The sequence below is a fragment of the Streptomyces sp. NPDC059398 genome (assembly GCF_042751845.1).
Classification (GTDB): domain Bacteria; phylum Actinomycetota; class Actinomycetes; order Streptomycetales; family Streptomycetaceae; genus Streptomyces.
This window is the reverse complement of sequence record NZ_JBHYWP010000008.1, coordinates 70,434-87,906: the sequence shown is the minus strand read 5'-3', so window position 1 is coordinate 87,906 and position 17,473 is coordinate 70,434. Positions and strand designations below refer to the sequence as shown.

Genomic DNA, 17,473 nt, shown 5'->3' with positions numbered 1-17,473 from the left:
CGGGAGTCAATGGGCGGGTAAGGAACAGTTGTTTGTTGTGCCGCAGAACAATTTCATCGGCCATCCGGCTTTGTGAGCGGAATGGTTGATCCGATGATCGGTTCGAACTCACGATAGTGTTCGCCCCGTTCCCGGGTCGACCCGCACCCCCGGACGGGAGAGAATCGAAACGCCGTGAGCGACACCACCGTCGGATTGTGCCGAATAACTGTAAGAGCGCCCGAAAATTCCTATGAGTTGGGCGTCCCGGTCGACGTACCGCTCGCCGATCTCGTCCCCGTCCTCGTCGAGTACGCGGGCGGAGATCTGCACGAGAAGGGCTCGTCCCACGGCGGCTGGACCCTCCAGCGGCTGGGCGCCGCGCCCCTGGACGAGGAGGGGACACCGCAGTCGCTGGAGCTGCGCGACGGCGAGACGCTGTACCTGCGGGCCCGTCACGAGTCACTTCCCGAAGTCGACTTCGACGATCTGGTCGACGGCATCGGCGAGACGCTGCGGGCCCGGCCCGACACCTGGCGCCCCGAACTGACCAGAAGGCTGCTGATCGGTCTGGCCGTGGCCGGGCTGACCGCCGCCCTGTTCACGGTCGTACTGCCGGGCCCCGTCGGCTGGCGGGCCGGCGCGGCCGCCGTACTCGCCGTACTGCTGCTCGCCGGGGCCACGGCCGCGTCGCGTGCCGTCGGGGACGCGGGGGCCGGCGCCGCTCTCGGGCTGATGGCTGTGCCGTATCTGGCGCTGGCGGGCGCGCTGTTGCCCACCGCCGCGCACGGTGAGGACGTGTTCGGGCCCCGGCTGCTGGCGGGCGGCGCGGCAGCGGCGGGCGCCGCGGTCCTCGCGCTGGCCGCGGTCGGCGCGTTCGCTCCGCTGTTCCTCGGCGCCTTCACCGTCGCCCTGTTCACCGCGGTCGGCGGCATGGTCTGCGCGTCCGGTGTGCCGCTGTCGCACACGGCCGGATATCTGGCGGTGGGCGCGGTCGCCACCGGGAGTTTCGTACCGGGTCTGGCCTTCCGGCTCGCGGGGCTGCGGCTGCCGCCGCTGCCGTCCAGCGCCGACGAACTCCAGGAGGGCATCGAGCCCTTCGAGGCCGAACGGGTCCGGGTGCGCGCCCGGCTGGCCGACGCGTACGCCACCGGCTGTTCAGCGGCGCTGGGGCTGATCCTGGCCGGCTGTGTCACAGCGCTGCTCACCGGCCCCGCATCGGACGGCTGGCCCGCGCCGGCCCTCGGGGTGGCGCTCGGCGTCCTGCTGCTCCTGCACACCCGGACCGTCGGCGGTGCCTGGCAGCGGCTGCTCCTGGCGGTGCCGGGGGCGTACGCCCTGGCGCTCGCGGCCTGCACGGACGCGGTCGGCACCGGCCTGCCGGGACGGCTGGAGGTCACCGGCATCCTGACGGCCGCCGCCGCGGCAGCGATGATCGCCGCCTGGACCGTGCCCGGCCGCAGGCTGGTGCCTTACTGGGGGCGCGCGGCCGACATCCTGCACAGCCTGGCCGCACTCGTGCTGCTGCCGCTCGCGCTGCTGCTGGCCGGGGTGTTCGGCACGCTGCGCGGCATCTGGGGCTGACAGCCCACCGGCAATGAGATCCGTGAAACCCGTAGTGAGCCCAGTGAGGTAGTGAGCCCAGTGAGGAACGTGCATGCAGTCCAGGCGTGACCAGGTCCAGGCCCATATGTTCGTCATGGGCCGGCTCTCCTCCGGCATGCAGCGCGCCGAACCGGACGCGGCGGACACACCGACCGCCCGTACCTGGCGCGGCATCATGTGGGGGCTGCTGGCCGCCGCTCTGGCCGCGCTGGTCACGACGTTGTACGGGCTGATCTCACCGGGCGGCGCGACGTCCTGGCGCACCGACGGGGCGCTCGTGGTGGTCAAGGACTCGGGGGCCCGTTACGTCTATGTCGGCGGCACGCTGCACCCCGTACTGAACGAGGCGTCGGCGCGGCTGCTGGCCGGGGACAAGATGACCGTCCAGCAGGTCGCGGCGGCCTCCATCGGGGACACCCCGCGCGGGACGCCGCTCGGCATCGTGGGCGCCCCGGACGGGCTGCCGAAGGGCTCGCTCGACCGGGGCACCTGGTCGGTGTGCGCGGGCCGCAAGGACACCGGGACCGGCGCCACCGGCACGGTCACCTCCGTGGTGATCGGCGCGGAGCCTGGCGGCAACGGACTGGGCGCGCACGACGGCGTGCTGGTGTCCTCACCCAGTGGCGGAGTCCAAATCCTCTGGCAGGGACGGAGGTTCGCGGTCGACACGAAGCACGGCGGGGCCGCGGCGCTCGGCTGGGCGGGCATCGCCCCGTACCCGGTCGGCGACGCCTTCCTCGCGTCGCTCGCCGCCGGGCCCGACCTGACGGCTCCCGCGGTGCCCGGCCGGGGTGGGGCAGGCCCGCGGCTGGCGGGGGCGGCGAGCCGGACCGGCCAGCTGTTCACCGCCGACGGCGGCCAGCACTATCTGCTGCGCCAGGACGGGCTCGTACCGCTGACCGACACCCTGCACCGGCTGCTGCTGGGCGACCCGCGCACCCAGGCGCAGGCGTACGGCGGCGGAGCGGTACGTGAACGCGCGGTGGGGCCGGCCGACCTGGCCGCCCACCAGGTCCCGGCCTCGGCCGGTGCGTCGCTCGCCGCCGACCTGCCCGCCACCGCGCCGCATGCGGTGCCGGCCGCCGCAGGTCAGGACGTGTGCGCGCGGGTGGCTTCCAGTGGCTCCGGGCACACCACGACCGTGGCGCTGGTCGCCGCGGCGCAGGTGCCGGGCGGGGCGCCGGACACCGAACCCGGCGTGCGGGCGGGGTGCCTGACGGCGGACCGGGTCTGGGTGCGACCGGGCGCGGGCGCCCTCGTGACGGCCCACTCCACGGCCGGGACCGGCTCCACCCGCTACCTGGTCACCGATGCGGGCGCCGCGTTCCCGGTGCCCGACGACGACGCCCTCAAGCAACTCGGTTACCCGGCGGGCGACGCGGTACGGCTGCCCGCGCCGCTGTTGGACCTGCTGCCGGCCGGGCCCGCCCTCGATCCGCAGGCACTGGCGCGGGGCGGAATCGTACGGGACGGGCAATCCGCCGCGAAAGGCGCCGGGAGCGAAAGAGTCGCAGACACCGGGAAACAAACCAATGAACTATGCGTCAACAATTGACGCCAAAGCTCAAGTGAAGATCAAATGTTGTTCCGGCAGGGTCAGTTGAGCACTTCTGATGAGTATCGTGGCGACACATGTCCGAATCCTGATGGGAATGAGGCCGACCATGGGTGACAGCACGCCTGGACTGTTCAACCGGCAGCAAGTCGACGTCGACAAGGCCCGCGCCGCTCTGGAGAACCACGTGGCCACCATGGCCCGTGCGGGCGCGACGGTGTCGGCGATCCACGACGACGTGCGGATGGCCTACGTCGCCGACTCGTCCAGCATCTTCAGCGGCAAGCTCCAGCAGTGGATGCAGGCTTACAACGACGTCAAGGGCAAGGTCGACGCGCTGCACGCCTCACTGGTGGCGGCCGACTCCATCCACAACACCAGTGAGATGGACGCCTCCCAGTACGCGAGCGCGTGGGACGGCGGCGGCAGCGGCTACTACCAGGCCCTCTCCGGCTGATCCTCGGCCGGTTCGCTCACCAGCACTGCCTCCCCCTCCCTTCCCCACCTCCCGAAAGGACGACCGGACATGGCGGACGTCACACTCGAAGTCCAGCGCGCCAACGCGGCCATCGACGACATGGTCAAGGCCAACACGGACATGGTGAACGCGCTCCAGGAACTGCTCAGTCAGCTCGGCCCCCTCAAGGCGTCCTTCTCCGGTCAGACCGCCACCGTGTACACGGACTTCCAGAACCAGGCCAACACCGCCATCGAGACGATGAACGCCCAGTTCGGCACGGGTGCGCAGTCCCTGAAGGAGATGGTCGACGGCCAGGTCGAGGGTGACAAGCGCGGCTCAGGGATGTTCTGACCATGGCCAAGGACGATGGCGACGACGGCGGGGACAGCGGCACCTTCAAGGTGACCGAGGGCTGGCTCAAGGGCGAGGCCAAAGCGAGGGTCGACAAGATCGCGGCCATGCTCACGGCTACGCCCGATTACACGGTGCTGAGCGGGTTCTCGGCCACGGATGGAAAGGGCTCCGGCAAGGCAATCCTCTCGGGCTCGGGCACCCTGGGCACGGACGCAGTTCTGCAAAGGCTGTTCGCTACACTCTGCTCCAGCCTGAAGACGCACGTGGACGCCCTCGGGAACGGCTTCAACCACCTCTCGATGGACATGGCGACCGTCGACACCATTCTCCAGAACAGCGAGGACGGCGCCGCCCTGACGGCGGCGGAGATGAACATGGAGTTGCAGCAAGCCCTCACGGACTTCGGCGGCAGCCCTCCGCCCAACCCCGCCCCGTAACTCCGGTGCGCCGCAACGGCACCGCTCGACGCCAGCGCCGGGCGGTGCCGGCCCACCCGGCGCCTGTACGGCTCCTCAGCCTCCCTCCGCACTGCTCAACCGTCCGCACAGCACCCGTAAGGAGCCCGCCATGGCTGACCGGAAGTGGGAGGACGCGCTCGCCGTCATCGCCGCCAAAGAGGGCGCCGGCCAGGGCACGGTGACCAACCGCAGCGCCGTGACCGCGGCCCCCTGGTTCGAGGCCGATCACCTGGTCAATCCCATGGCCTCCCGCAATGCAGGTACTCCCAGCGGCTATGACTTCGCCTGGTCGCAGGGCTGGAGCAGGACCAACTACGTTCAGCCCACCACCACGGGGAGCGGCGGGCAGACCACCACGGACTACACGTACCAGATCGGGTTCAAACTGGCGCCCGGCGCCCTGGACTCGAGCAAGGACAGCGCGCTGTACAAGTTCCTGAACGAACCCGTCGACATCATCGGGCCCCCGTTGAACACCCTGCTCGGCAACACCTCAGTCAGCCTGGGCAGTTTCGACTCGGCAAGCTCGATGCTGACAGGGATGCTCACCCATCTGACCGATGCGGAGAACGAACTCAAGTCCTGGGTCAAAGACATCAATGTGCCGGACTCCGAGATGCAGGGCACGGCGGCCGGGGCCCTCAGGCGGGCCCTCGTGGCCGTACAGCATCAGATCGCCTACCTCCACACGGAAGTAACGAACAAAGGGGACATCCCGCGTGCCCTCGACGATGCGCGTACCACGCTGCTGAGCACGCTGAACCAGCTGAACAACGCGCACAGCAGCTACATCACAGGCCCATTCGCCCAGCCGTACAACCATGTCGGCGGCCTGTTCTTCAATGCCCTCAGCACCGTGAAGCTCGACTTCGACGCGTCGGGAAGCCCCAGTCTCAACGTACCTGGATTCGGAGATCCGACGCAGCCGGGATTCTGGACCGCGCTGGAGCAGCTGTCGAAGGAGACCTGGCAGGGCGCGCTGTCCCCGCTGGACACCAGCGCCAACGACTCTCTGGCAAAGTTGGACTCGCAGTACCAGACAGCCATCGCAATGCTCCCGTCGAGCGCCCTCCCCGCGCCGCCCTACCGCGACCTCGACGCGCCGAAGCCCCCCGGGAACAACACGAACAACGGCGACAAGCCGCCGGGTGACGTCCCACCGCCGGGCGGCGGCAACGACACCGACGCCCCTCCCGGCAACGGCGACGCGCCTCCCGGCGGCAACGACGACAAGAAGCAGCCCCCGCCGCCCCCGACCTCGAAGGTCACCGGGCCGCCGAAGACCGATTCCAACGTCCCGCCCCCGCCGCCGCAGTCGAAGACGAACGGCCCCCCGAACATCGGCGGCAACAACACCGGCGCGAACAACACACTGCTCGACAATAACAACCAGTCGATCAAGGACTCGAAGGGCAACGAAACCCAGATCCCGCCCGGGTCCCACATCAACAAGGACCGCACGATCACCGGGCCCGACGGCAAGCTGCTGCTGGGTCCCGACAAGAAGCCCCTCATAGCGCCGCCGAACTCCCACATCGGCAGCAACAGCTACGTGAACGGCAACAGCGGCAGCAACAGCAAGCAGCAGCTGAAAGAACAGCAAGAACTGCAGGAGAAGCAGCTCAAGCAGCAGAAACTCAACCAGCAGCAGCAGCTGAAGGACCAGCAGGAGCTGCAGGAAAGGCAGCAGAAGCTGCAGCAGCTCAACCAGCAGCAGCAGTTGAAGCAGCGGAAGGCGCAGGAGGCTCAGGAGGTCGCGCAGGAGAATGCCTACCAGAAGGCTCTCTCCCACGTCCGCGGTCAGGCTCGTACCGAGACCGGCAACGAGTTCAAGGCCGGAGGCGGCGGCAGGAACAAGCTGAACCTGGAGGAGGGGCCGCCCCGGGTCAACGAGCGGCTCCCCAACAGCCGGAGCCTCGGCGACCCCAAGACCTCGCTCTCCGAGCGCGTCCGCCGCACCTCGGCCAATGAGCCCGATCTCGCCGCCGAGACCGCGGTCAGGGAGTCATCGGCGATGAACCGTACGTCGTCCAACGGCCAGCCGATGATGCCGCCCATGGGTGGCGGCGGAGGCGGCGGGGGCGGCGGGCGGGACCGCGAGCGCCGCACCTGGCTGGCGGAGGACGAAGAGACCTGGGGTACGTCCCAGGAAGCGACACCAGGAGTGATCGGCTGATGGATTCCGGATTTCAGTCACAGCTCAACGAGATGATGGGCAAGCTCCAGGAGCACCGCGATTCCCTCATCGCGGCCCAGCGTGAGCTGGCGGAGTACACCGTCACCGTGCAGTCGAAGGACCGGATGGTGACGGTCGTCGCGGGAGCCCAGGGCGACGTACGGGAGATCAAGTTCCATACGGACGGCTACCGCGACATGGCGCCGGCCGAGCTGGGCGCGGCGCTGGTCGAGGTCATCGGGCAGGCCAGGGAGCAGGCCGGGCAGAAGGTCCGCGAGACCGCTTCGCCGTTCCAGGGGGCGGGCGCCGCCCTGCGCAAGTCGATGACGGGCGGCTCGGAACTGGACGATCTGATGGGCCCGTTGCGGGAGATGTGGCCGAGCCCGGCAGGACCGGCGGGTACGGACAACACACCGGACACCGGCCGGAACGGCACGGGCAAGGGCGCCGGCCGGTCCACCGCGGCCAGGGGCAAGGGCGGTACGGCCGATGGCTGAGCAGATCACCACGGTCGACCAGCTCAAGCAGCAGTTCGCGCAGTACCCGCAGATCGGGACGCTGATCAAGCAGATCGGCGACTACCTGGATCAGATCGACAAGATCAATCTCGATGGCGGCGGCAAGGACGACGACATCGCCAAGCAGTACCACAAGACCATCGACCCCGGTATGACCCATCTGCACGACCTGCTGACCATGCTCAAGACCCTGGTCAACCAGGTCGGGTACACGGGGTCCGACGTGATGGGCCTGTTCGACCGGGTCGAGGACGAGGCCAAGGCCCTCGCGAACAGCTGGCAGAGCGACTCCACCACATAATGAGGCTGCACGGATGCTGACCCCCGATCCCGCAGTCGAGTGGATCATGCACGCCCTCACGGGCATGAAGTGGCCACAGGCCAACGAGGACGAGCTCCGCCACGCGGCGGAGCTCTACGACTCGGTGGGCGAGGACTACAAACAGCTCGACGACCAGCTCGTGCTGTTGCTCCAGGGCATCCAGAACAACTTCGAGGGCGACGCGGCCAACGCCTTCCTCCAGTTGGGCAAGGTCATCGCGGGCGGCGACGACTCGTTCCTCGACGTGGCGGCCGAGCAGTCGAAGACCATGGCGAAGGCCGCCCGGGACACCGCGACCCAGGCCGAGTACACGAAGTGGATGATGCTCGCCCAGCTCATCGAGCTGCTGGCCGAGTTCATGTACGCCATGGCGTTCTCGTGGGTACCCGGCTTCGGCGAAGCCCTGATGTCGGAACTGAGCTGGCGCACCTTCTTCACCCGGCTGTTCCTCAAGGCCCTGATCAAGGAGCTGATCAAGAGGATCGCCCAGCACGTCGCCCTCGGGGTCGGCATGGGCATAGCGATGGACCGCATCATCCAGCTGGTCCAGATCGGCCAGGGCAACCGGGACAAATTCGACAACAAGCTGCTGTGGGACGCCGTCAAGTTCGGCGCGATCCAGGGGCTGGCCACCGGTCCGCTCAGCCTGCTCGCCCCGGGGCTCGGCAAGTGGCTGGGCAACAAGATCGGCACGGGCCTGTCGAAGATCCTCACCAGGGAACTGAACACGGCCTTCAAGACCCTGGAGAAGGTCGGGGGCAAGGGCGCGGGTGACCTGGCCAAGAACGTGGCCAAGATCCTTGCCGACCACGACCTCAACCTCACCAAGGGCTTCACCAAGGTCGGGGGCAAGGAGTTCTCCAAGGGCGCGAGCGAGAACTTCATCAAGAACATGGGCAAGGAGTTCGCCAAAACCCCCTTCAACGGGCTGACGAAGGAGGAGGCCCGCGAGGTCGGGAAGACCTGGGCCAAGACCGTCACCGAGCACTGGTCGGGCCCGGCCAAGGGCTCGGCGGAAGCGCTCAGCAAGGAGCTCACCAAGGAGCTGAGCGGCAAGGTCGACAAGACCGCGCTGAAGGCGCTCGCCGACGACATGCCCAAGGCCCTGACGCACGCGGGATACCAGGGCAACAAGCGCTTCCGGCTGGGCGAGGTGGGCAGTGGGCTGCTCGTCGAGTCCATCGGCCAGAACCTCGGCGAGGGCTTCTACAACCTGATCTACCAGGGCGGCTTCTCCACGTCGTGGGACACGTTCGTCGCCGGCATGCTGACCGGTGGACTGAGCCACGCCGGACACGTCTACCTCGTCCACCCCGTCCTGCACTCCATGTCCCACCACTTCGACATGTCGGGGCTCGACGGCGCGTTCGACAAGGGCTTGGACAAGGACCTCGACCTGGGACAGGACAAGAACCAGGACGATGGCCTCGATTATCTCGACGTGGACGACGACCCCGACTATTTCAATCTGAGCGACAGCGACACGGAGTCGCTGTACGGCGGGACGACGACGGACACGGCGCACGGCCCGGGAAGCGACACCACCACCGGCCACCCGGTCACGTCCCACGAGCCGGTGGTACCGGTGAAGCCTGTGGCGACGTCCTCGTCGGACACGGCGCTCCGCACCGTCGACCACACGAACGACGCGCGGCACACGGACACTTCACACACGGACACTTCACCCACGGACACCTCGCAGTCGGAGCACCGGTCCGAAGCCCCGGTCACGCCGGTCGCCCCTCCGGTCTCGCAGACCGCGCCGAACACGTCCGTACCCCAGGCCCGCCCGGCACCGACCACTTCGCCGAACCTGTCGCCCGCCCAGACCTCGACGGTCAGCACGCCCCATGGGTCGCCCGCGACGCCCCGTCCGAACCGGTCTCCGCTGCTGCCGGACAACGGCGGAAGCGGCAGCATCGAGCTGAAGCCCCTGCGGCGCCCCACATCCACGGAGGCCGGCCCCACCCAGTTCGACTCGTCGCTCACGCGGACCACCGAACCGGTCACACACACGGACTCCACGGTGGACGAGATCACGGAGGCGGTCACGGATGCAGCGTCCTCCCCGGTGGAGCCGCTGCCCCACAACGCCCTCGTCTCCACCGAGCAGCACCAGCCCGGCGGGCAACAGCAGCCCGGACAACAAGCCGTAGAGCGACAGCAGTCGGCCCAGCACCAGCAGACCGAACAGCAGACCGAACAGCAGAATCCGGGCGACGCCCCCGCGCACGACCCCGCCCTGACGCCGCCCGCGCAGGGCCCCAAGCAGGTCCCGGATGACGGCCCCCGCCCTCCCCTCTGGCAGCACGACGTGCGCCAGTACGTCAAGAATCCCTGCGCCCGGACGACGCCGCTCCCCACCGGCTCCGCAACCGGCCACAGCAACACCGAGCTGCACCAGCCCCACCAGGGCGAGAGCATCGGCCGCACTCTGCACAACCAGCTCAACCGCAGGCTCGGCCGCGAACGTGCCGACTCCTCCGTGATCAGGGAGATCGACGACGCACTGGCCAGGAACCCGGGCTCGTTCCTCGGTGAGGGCCGCCGCTTCGTGGTCAAGCACAGCGTCCCCAACTCCCTCAAGGTGAGCCTCACCAGGGCGAAGCGGACCGTGATGACCGTCAAGGCCGTCCCGTACGCCGACAGGTGGACCCACCATCCGGACCCGGAGGCCCGCGACCCGCACAAGCTGGACACGTCCCAGCAGTTCCAGCAGCAGACCGGTACGAACACCGGCACCTCCCGGGGCACCGGGGCGCAACTGGGTCTCACCACCGGGGCTCTGCCGTCCACCACCCGTGTGCTGGTGGAGATCCGCGGGGGCGCCGGCCACACCCAGAAGCATGTCGTCGGCACCCACGACCAGCGTTCGTACCAGCGGGAGACACGCACGACGGGCGGCAGCGAGTCCTTCCGGCAGGACGTCTACTACCAGGTCGATTTCCACGAGAACCCGCACATCGAACCGTTCGGTACGGGCGTCAGGAACGGTATGACGACCCGGGTCTCCAAGGGCTCCGCCGTGCCGAAGGAGACGGAGATGCGCGTCCCGCGCAACTTCACCCCGCCGCCCGGCTCGCCGCTGGGCTCCCCGAACACCGAGGGCTTCGGACCGGTGAGGGGCATCTTCGACTGGGCGGTCCAGCGGATCGGCGCCCGGCCGGGCGGGTACAAGCACAAGCAGCTCAGCGACTACTTCAGCACGGACCACTTCCACGGCAGGTCCGACGAGATGGCCCGCGGGCCGCTGCCACCGCTCGACGTGCGGCGGCGCAACGGCACGTCCGCCGGCAGCTTCCAGGTGGGCAGGTCGATATCCGGCGAGCACCATCTGATCGAGGTGGTGGACGACGCGGAGATGCGCATCACGGACGCCATCACCGTGAAGAACGAGATCCTGGTCCAGGACAACCGGCGTTACGTGGTGGCCTTCTTCGGCGGTTCGCGATTCGCCATCCCGACCGCACAGGCGCCGCACATCTTCATGCAGCTCGGGCTCACCCTGCAGTACAGCCACGACTCCAGCGAGGTCACCCTCCAGGGCGGGAACGTGGGCCGCAAGATCACCGGGCGGGTCAAGGGGGGACCGACGGCCCTCTACCTCCAGGAGCTGAAGGTCCCCGTCACCTTCGATGGCCGCACGGAGACCTTCGACACCTGGAGTCTCGTACGGCTGCCGGTGCGCGAGGCGCGCGAGCGGGCGGGCTGGGACCCCGACATCCACACCCGTCCCGAGGGCAGCGAGCCACCGCTGCCCGCGCACTGGCGCGAGGGCGACTACGACCTGACCCACACCAGGGCCACCGACCTCACCATCGACGGCCACCACCCCGGGGACCCGGAGTCCCCGAACGCACTCGTCGACGGGGTGCTCGACTGGATCAACAGGAGGCACGGCGACTCGGTGCTGGTCACCCCCCGTCCGGGCACGGACAGGGCCAATCTGCGCGGTCGCTGGACCAGGTTCACCCAGGCCATCAGTGGCGAGCGGAGCCGGGCCGAGGCCAACACCCGCATCATCATGGCGAAGTTCGACGAGCGGAACCTGGCGGTGACTCTCAACGAACTCGCCCACGACGGGCTGTCCGTCAAACTGTTCGGCAGCAACCTGACCAAGCAGCACTTCTTCGAACTGAAACTGAAGGCCGAGCTTGGCCCGCCGGTCTACCGGGGCACCGACCGTGACGAGCTGACCCGCCAGACCAACAACGCCGGTGAACGCGTGGGAAACGCCCACAGCACCACGCACACCTTCGGGGCCCAGGCGACCGGCACCGCCGAACTGCGCTCGAACGAGACGTTCCGTACCGGTACGCCGGACCACATCGGCGTACTGGGGGCCAAGGCCGGCGCGACCCGCCAGCACACCCGCAGCAACGGCACCATGTCGACGGCCGGCCGCGAGGACGCGACGGCGACCCCGGCCGGGATTCATTCCTATCTGGCGAGGGGCGTGTTCAGAGCCGAGCTGGTGGGCGTTCACCAGTGGCACACGCCGTACCGGGTGCTCTCGTTCGGCCAGGCGGGGCGCAAGATCCACGAACCGGCCACTGTGGTCGGCCCGGACAGGACCCTCGGGAAGTTCAGTGTGCTGCTGCATCTCTCCGAGCAGCACACGCCGAAGATCGACCCGCACAGGGAGGGCGCGGCCAACCCGTACACGTCCGGCCGCGAGACCACGTCCAGGGCGCTGGACCCGCTGACCGAGACCGAGGACCTGTGGGCGCCGTCGCAGTGGCAGCTCACGGACTCGCTGAAGGACATCCCGGTCATCACCGTCCACGTGCCGACGGACCCGCACATGCAGGCGGCGGGTCCCCTGGTGGCGGACCGGGCCACCCGCGGAGAGTGGTCGCTGACGACCGCGGGGACGAGCCAGCACGAGCGGATGAAGAACGCCTTCGGCTCGATGTCGCTGACCGCCGACGCCGACCAGGTGTTCTCCCCGACGGGCAAGCAGCTCAACGACGTACGCGCCCCCGGTTTCCTGTACGGCGCGACGGGTGACATCCGCCTCGTCGGGCAGCGGGGGAATCCGACCGCCGTGAGCGGCCCCGTCGACCTCAGGCCGGAGCAGAACCGGAGCCTGGACCTGACGGTCTCCGGAGGGGACGGCAAGGGCTGGGTGCTGTCGTTCGACCTGAACGCGGGGCACTTCCCCGCGCAGGACACCGGTGTGCCCACCACGACGCGTTACGGCTTCGGCGCCACCCCGTACCAGCGTTCCAGCATGACGTCGAAGGGCGGCGGCCGGACCACCGGCCGGTCCGTCAATGTCGTTCCGGAGAACGGCTACTGGGTCCCGGTCACCGCGGACACGCAGTACCGCTTCGAGATGTCCGGCGACAAGCTCGGCGTCCTCAGCCCGTTCCGCTCGAAGCTGCCCGCGTGGAGCGGGCAGCTGGTGGCGAAGGCGAACGGCTGGCGCGGGCTGGTGTCGGAACAGTCCGCTCACGCGCTCGGTCTGTTCAACACGGGTATCGAGAGGGTGGCAAGCCTCGCCGATGGGGCCGGGGCCTGGTCGCACCCCTCGTGGTTCAAGGAGAGCCCGCTCGGGGTCTTCCCGGTGTCGGCGCCGCGCGAGCAGCACACGGAGCAGACGGTCACGGCGCCGGGCGAGCAGCACACCGGACAGACGGAGCAGGCCCGGCTGATGCGCACCCTGCGCAGTCTGCGGTTCACCCGCAACAGCCTGGAGGCCGTCAGGACGATGCTGTCGGAACGGCACGGGCAGGCCATGGTCGAGTCCGGCATTCCACAGCAGTACCGGGGCCGCGCGCCCTGGCGCGGTTTCACCGACAGCCTCCCTGTCGGGGGCAAGAACTACCGGGTGACGGTGCGGCAGGTCCCCGGCGACCGGACGGTCGAGGACTTCGGCTTCGGCGATATGGAGAACGGTCACTCCGTCACCACCAGCAACAGTGCGTCGCGGGGCGTCACCCGCTCCGGCGGCATCTCCTCGAACGCCACAGAACGCGTCACCGGGCCGACCGGTTCGATGGGCGGCCCGGTCGGTAACTCCAGCGACTCACGCGGAAAGAGCGGCGGCCACACCGGCTCGGAGTCGGCCACGGTGTCGCAGACGACCGTCATCCCCGGCCCCCTCGCCACCGTCTCCACCTCGTACAACGTCGAGGTCGAGATCCGGGACCACAAGGACCACGTCGTGCAGTCGCACACCTGGTCCGCGGGCAGCGCGAAGAGCCAGGAGCCGCTGGCGCTGCTCAAGCCGGGCGCGGACGCCGGAGGCGCCGTCCGCCTCCCGCAGCCCGCCGCGGTGGAGGTGTGGGGGGCGAAGACCGTGACGCCGGAGAACATCGGCGCACACATCACCCGGCACTTGTCCAACAACGGCCGCCCCGCCGGGCTGACGCCCGGCAACGGGGTGCACTTCACCCGGGTGCTCGGCTCCACGAACGTCGAGCACCTGGCCCATCTCACCCTGGCGAAGGCCGAGAACGGGTCTTTCAACGGGGATTACGCGGGCCAGGGGCGAGAGCCCGACGTGCGGCTCACCGGTGAGCAGCTGACCCAGGCGCGTGCCAGGGCCGCGGCACTCAAACTGCTGTCGCCCGGCCGGGGCGGCGGCGACACCCTGACGGCCGGCACCAACGAGCTGTCCCTGACCGGTGCGCTCATCGACGGTTCCGCGCTGCACGAGAACGGCTACCAGCCGCTCGGTCTGGTCGACGACACCGTCATCGGCGGTGCCACCGGAACCCTCCAGCTCCACCCGGCCTTCGACCTGTCGCGGGCCGAACTCCTCGCGACGGCGGACGTACGGATGGAGTACGCCACCGGCACAGGTGAGAGCTTCGACGTGGGTGAGGGGCGGTCCAGCGGCGGGACGGGCGGGCTTGGCGGCGACGCGATCGGGGCCGACTCGCACAAGACGACCTACCAGATCACCCCGGTCGTCGCGCCCGGCGTCGGCTCGTCGGAGGAGTACAAGTTCAACGAGGCGACCGCCGCCAAGATCAATATGAAGCCGAACACCGGGCGGGCGTTCCTCTTCTCCGTACCCACCAAGTGGCTGGCCGTGGCCGGGGTGCACCGCCACATCCAGGACGGCACCGTCGGCCGGCTGGCGGCCCGCAGCCTGGCCGGGGACGGCTACGACCCGGCGGGCCTCCAGGCCGGTGTGGCGGACACCAGGGCGCTCGCGTGGATCCGTGAGGACGTGGCCCGCGACCTGGGGCTCATCACCCCGCAGAACCACCCCGCGAAACTCTCCACCCAGTGGGACGACGTGGCCAAGGGGTGGAAAACGTGGAAGGCCAACCACGACGCGTACTGGAGCGCCCACCGTCCGCTCACCGACCTGGCGTTCGCGGTGCGGGACGCGCGGCACCGGCGGGACATGGCGACCGCTCCCGAGGAACGGCGGGTGGCGGAACAGGCGCTGAGCGCGGCGCGAACCGAACTGGCCGAGGTACGGGAGACGGTCCGGCCGGAGCTGGAGTCGCTGGCGACGAAGCTGAAGGCCGCCGGAGAGCACTACCACGCGCTGCGGTCGGCCGCCGACGCCCTCAACGACTGGTACCGGCGTCCGGAGAGCGAGCGCGCCGGCACCCCGGAACCCGATGGGCGGGCCTACGACGAGTCCGTGGAGCACGACCACGGGGTGAAGAAGCCGGAACACCCGGCCGAGTACACCGAGTCCAACGACGAGCAGGGCGAGATCATCGGCCTGGAGGACATGGCGTCCGGGCGGATCCACCCGGTCGGCCCGGTCCGGCACGACGGCAACGGCTTCTTCCACTCCCTGGCGGAACACCTGGTCCGGATCGACCCGGACCTGCTGGCGCGGCAGGACATCACGGTCCCCTCCGGCCGCGACCTCTCCGGTGTCGCGGGCGAGCTGCGCACCCTCTTCGGGAAGACCCTCCGCGAGGGCGGGAACAGCCCGCTGGCGGATTACACCCACCCGGACCTCACCGACAAGTTCGAGGAGGAAGAGGTCCGCGCGGCCGGGCTGGGGAGCCTGGTGGACGGCACCAGCGCCCAGAGCCGGGAGTACAAGGAAGGCAGGTGGATTCCGCACTCGGCGGGTGCCGCGACCGCGAACCACCGTGCCGTACTGCCCCCGGAGCAGCGGACCGCGCTCGCCGCGTCGCAGACGGAGCGGCCCGCCGACGAGAAGACGGCCGCCGAGTACAGCGCGGGTGACCTCTACCCGCCGCTGGCCGCCCGGCTGTTCGGCGTGCCGGTGACGGTGCTGGTGGACGGCAGGCGCCATACGTTCATGCCCGACGGGGGCGAGGCCACGGGCGGAGAGGGCGCCGGCGGGGTCGAACTGCTGCTGAAGGACGGCCACTACCGGCATGTGGACCAGACCAGGGATCTGAGGCCGCCGCAGGACCTGCCGTCCGACGACGACACCGACACCGACACCGACTACGGGTCCGACGAGGAGGGGTCCGACCTCGGGCCCGAACCCGGTACGCCCCGCCCGGTGCTCAAGGTGCCGGACGACGGCTATTCGCAGCTCACTTCGCTGCTGGTCAGCGCCCCCGAGGCGGTCGGGCCGAAGCTCCCCCACATCGGGCGGGGGCTGCGGGACCTGGTCGGCTCCCCCGACCGGCTGCGGGCCGCCGCCTCCGCCGCTTCCGGCGTCGAGCACCACCAGGGCCTGCACACCCTGGTGCTCGGCATGAAGGAGGCCGTGCACGCCCATGTACGGGACCTGGGCCCCCACGGGCTCGCCGAGCTGCTCCCCGATCTCCTCCCGGAGTTCACCCCGGGCAACCCGCGCGCCGCGCACCGGGCCCAGAACCTCCTGTTCAAGGAGGTGAAGGCGGCCGTCGCCGCATGGGAGCACAGCGGGGAATCCCCCTGGTCGAAGAGCTTCCTGCCGCTGCTCGCCGGGACGTTCGGGGTGGACCTCACCGTGCACACCGCGCCGTCCGGCACGGACCCCGGCGGGACGGACCGGTTCCAGCCTCCGCCGGGGGCCGGCGCGCCGCTGTCCGTACACCTCCGGCAGAACGGCTCGCACTTCGACGGGACGAGGGAGCCGACCGCCGCGCGTCCGCGCACCGAGTCGGCGAGCGTCCCGAACCTCTCGCCGGCCATGGCGCCACACATACAGCACACCGGTGCGCACGAGGCCCCGGAACCCACCCCGCCGCAGCACGCACCCGCTGCCCAGCACGCCGTCGCCGGCCTCCCCGCGGAGCGATCGCTGGGTACGGTCGAGGTCCGTCCGCCCAGCGAGCGGACCAGGGAGCTGGGAGGGGCCGCCGCCTCGGTCCGGGAGCGCGGTTTCGCCGTGGAGCGCATCCAGCTCGGCGACGGAGACGTCCGCGCCGACGTCACCATCCGGGTGTACCTGGACGTCCAGCAGGGCGCCACCGAAAACCACGTCATCCATGCCAGGGAGCTGGCCGCGCGGGGCATCGACACCTACTACAACCGTCCGGGTCACCGGTTGCCGAACGGCGATCTGCTCCATGTGGCCATAGAGTTCGTGGACAGCCCGGCCCAGGCGCACCGCTCGGTCAGACTGCACGCCGACCCCCACAGATCGGGCCGGGACGACAGCGGTACCTGGTACATCCCTGATCCGGGCAGCAAGGGATTCGACAAAGCGATCGTCATCGCCCACGAGGCCGGACATCTGCTCGGCTTCCAGGACCAGTACCGCGAGGCGCGGCCGGGGACGCCGTTCCGGCCGGTCTACGACGACAACTCGCTGATGTCCGCCTTCGGCATCGACAACGCGGGCCGGGTCCAGGTCGACATGGACCACCAGGCGCCGTTCACGTCCTCGCCGTACCTGCGGATCATGCCCCGCGACCTGCTCCAGCTGAAAACCTCCATCGACGCGGCCTGGTCGCACACACCCGACGTGACCGCCGCGCCCCACGACCGGGTGCGCGTGCGCATCCACCTGGACGTGCGCGAGCGGGTGCTGCGCGGCGATTCCCGCACCGGGAACACCGGTCTGCTCGCCCCACGCGGCCCGGGGGGGGGGGGGGGCCCCCCCCCCCCCCCCGCCCCCCCCCCCCCCCCCCCCGCCCCCCCCCCCGCCCCCCCCGGGC

9 protein-coding genes (1 of these 9 running past the window's edge) are annotated in these 17,473 nt (G+C 69.8%); all 9 read left to right on the top strand.

The features are described 5' to 3' along the window. Positions 1-174: 174 nt before the first annotated feature. A complete protein-coding gene (gene eccD / locus ACFXBC_RS05265; protein WP_385018882.1) occupies positions 175-1,563 on the top strand; it encodes a type VII secretion integral membrane protein EccD in 1,389 nt (462 codons plus the stop codon). Positions 1,564-1,636: 73 nt separating this feature from the next. Continuing rightward, positions 1,637-3,139 (top strand): type VII secretion protein EccB, encoded by a 1,503-nt coding sequence (gene eccB, locus ACFXBC_RS05260; RefSeq protein ID WP_385018880.1) that lies wholly within the window; start codon positions 1,637-1,639, stop codon positions 3,137-3,139. Positions 3,140-3,248: 109 nt separating this feature from the next. Next, positions 3,249-3,596 carry a hypothetical protein gene (locus ACFXBC_RS05255; protein WP_385018878.1) on the top strand — a complete coding sequence of 116 codons (348 nt, stop codon included), beginning with the start codon at positions 3,249-3,251 and terminating at the stop codon, positions 3,594-3,596. Between the two features lie 69 nt (positions 3,597-3,665). Then, complete coding sequence (locus tag ACFXBC_RS05250; RefSeq protein WP_385018876.1) at positions 3,666-3,950, top strand: WXG100 family type VII secretion target; 285 nt, start codon at positions 3,666-3,668, stop codon at positions 3,948-3,950. 2 nt (positions 3,951-3,952) lie between these two features. Continuing rightward, the gene (locus ACFXBC_RS05245) at positions 3,953-4,390 is read left to right on the top strand and encodes a hypothetical protein (RefSeq protein ID WP_385018874.1); all 438 of its coding nucleotides are present in this window, start codon (positions 3,953-3,955) and stop codon (positions 4,388-4,390) included. Positions 4,391-4,520: 130 nt separating this feature from the next. Next, positions 4,521-6,587 carry a hypothetical protein gene (locus tag ACFXBC_RS05240; RefSeq protein WP_385018872.1) on the top strand — a complete coding sequence of 689 codons (2,067 nt, stop codon included), beginning with the start codon at positions 4,521-4,523 and terminating at the stop codon, positions 6,585-6,587. Further along, a complete protein-coding gene (locus ACFXBC_RS05235; protein ID WP_385018870.1) occupies positions 6,587-7,084 on the top strand; it encodes a YbaB/EbfC family nucleoid-associated protein in 498 nt (165 codons plus the stop codon). Before ACFXBC_RS05240 ends, ACFXBC_RS05235 begins: the two co-directional genes overlap by 1 nt. Further along, a complete protein-coding gene (locus ACFXBC_RS05230; RefSeq protein ID WP_385018868.1) occupies positions 7,077-7,406 on the top strand; it encodes a hypothetical protein in 330 nt (109 codons plus the stop codon). Before ACFXBC_RS05235 ends, ACFXBC_RS05230 begins: the two co-directional genes overlap by 8 nt. Positions 7,407-17,009: 9,603 nt before the next feature. Continuing rightward, a protein-coding gene (locus tag ACFXBC_RS05225) for an EndoU domain-containing protein (protein WP_385018924.1) crosses the window boundary here: on the top strand, positions 17,010-17,473 show its 5' end (the start). Its footprint extends 17,494 nt past the window's final position; 464 of the gene's 17,958 nt are visible here — the first part of the coding sequence; it begins with the start codon at positions 17,010-17,012; its stop codon lies beyond the right edge, outside the window.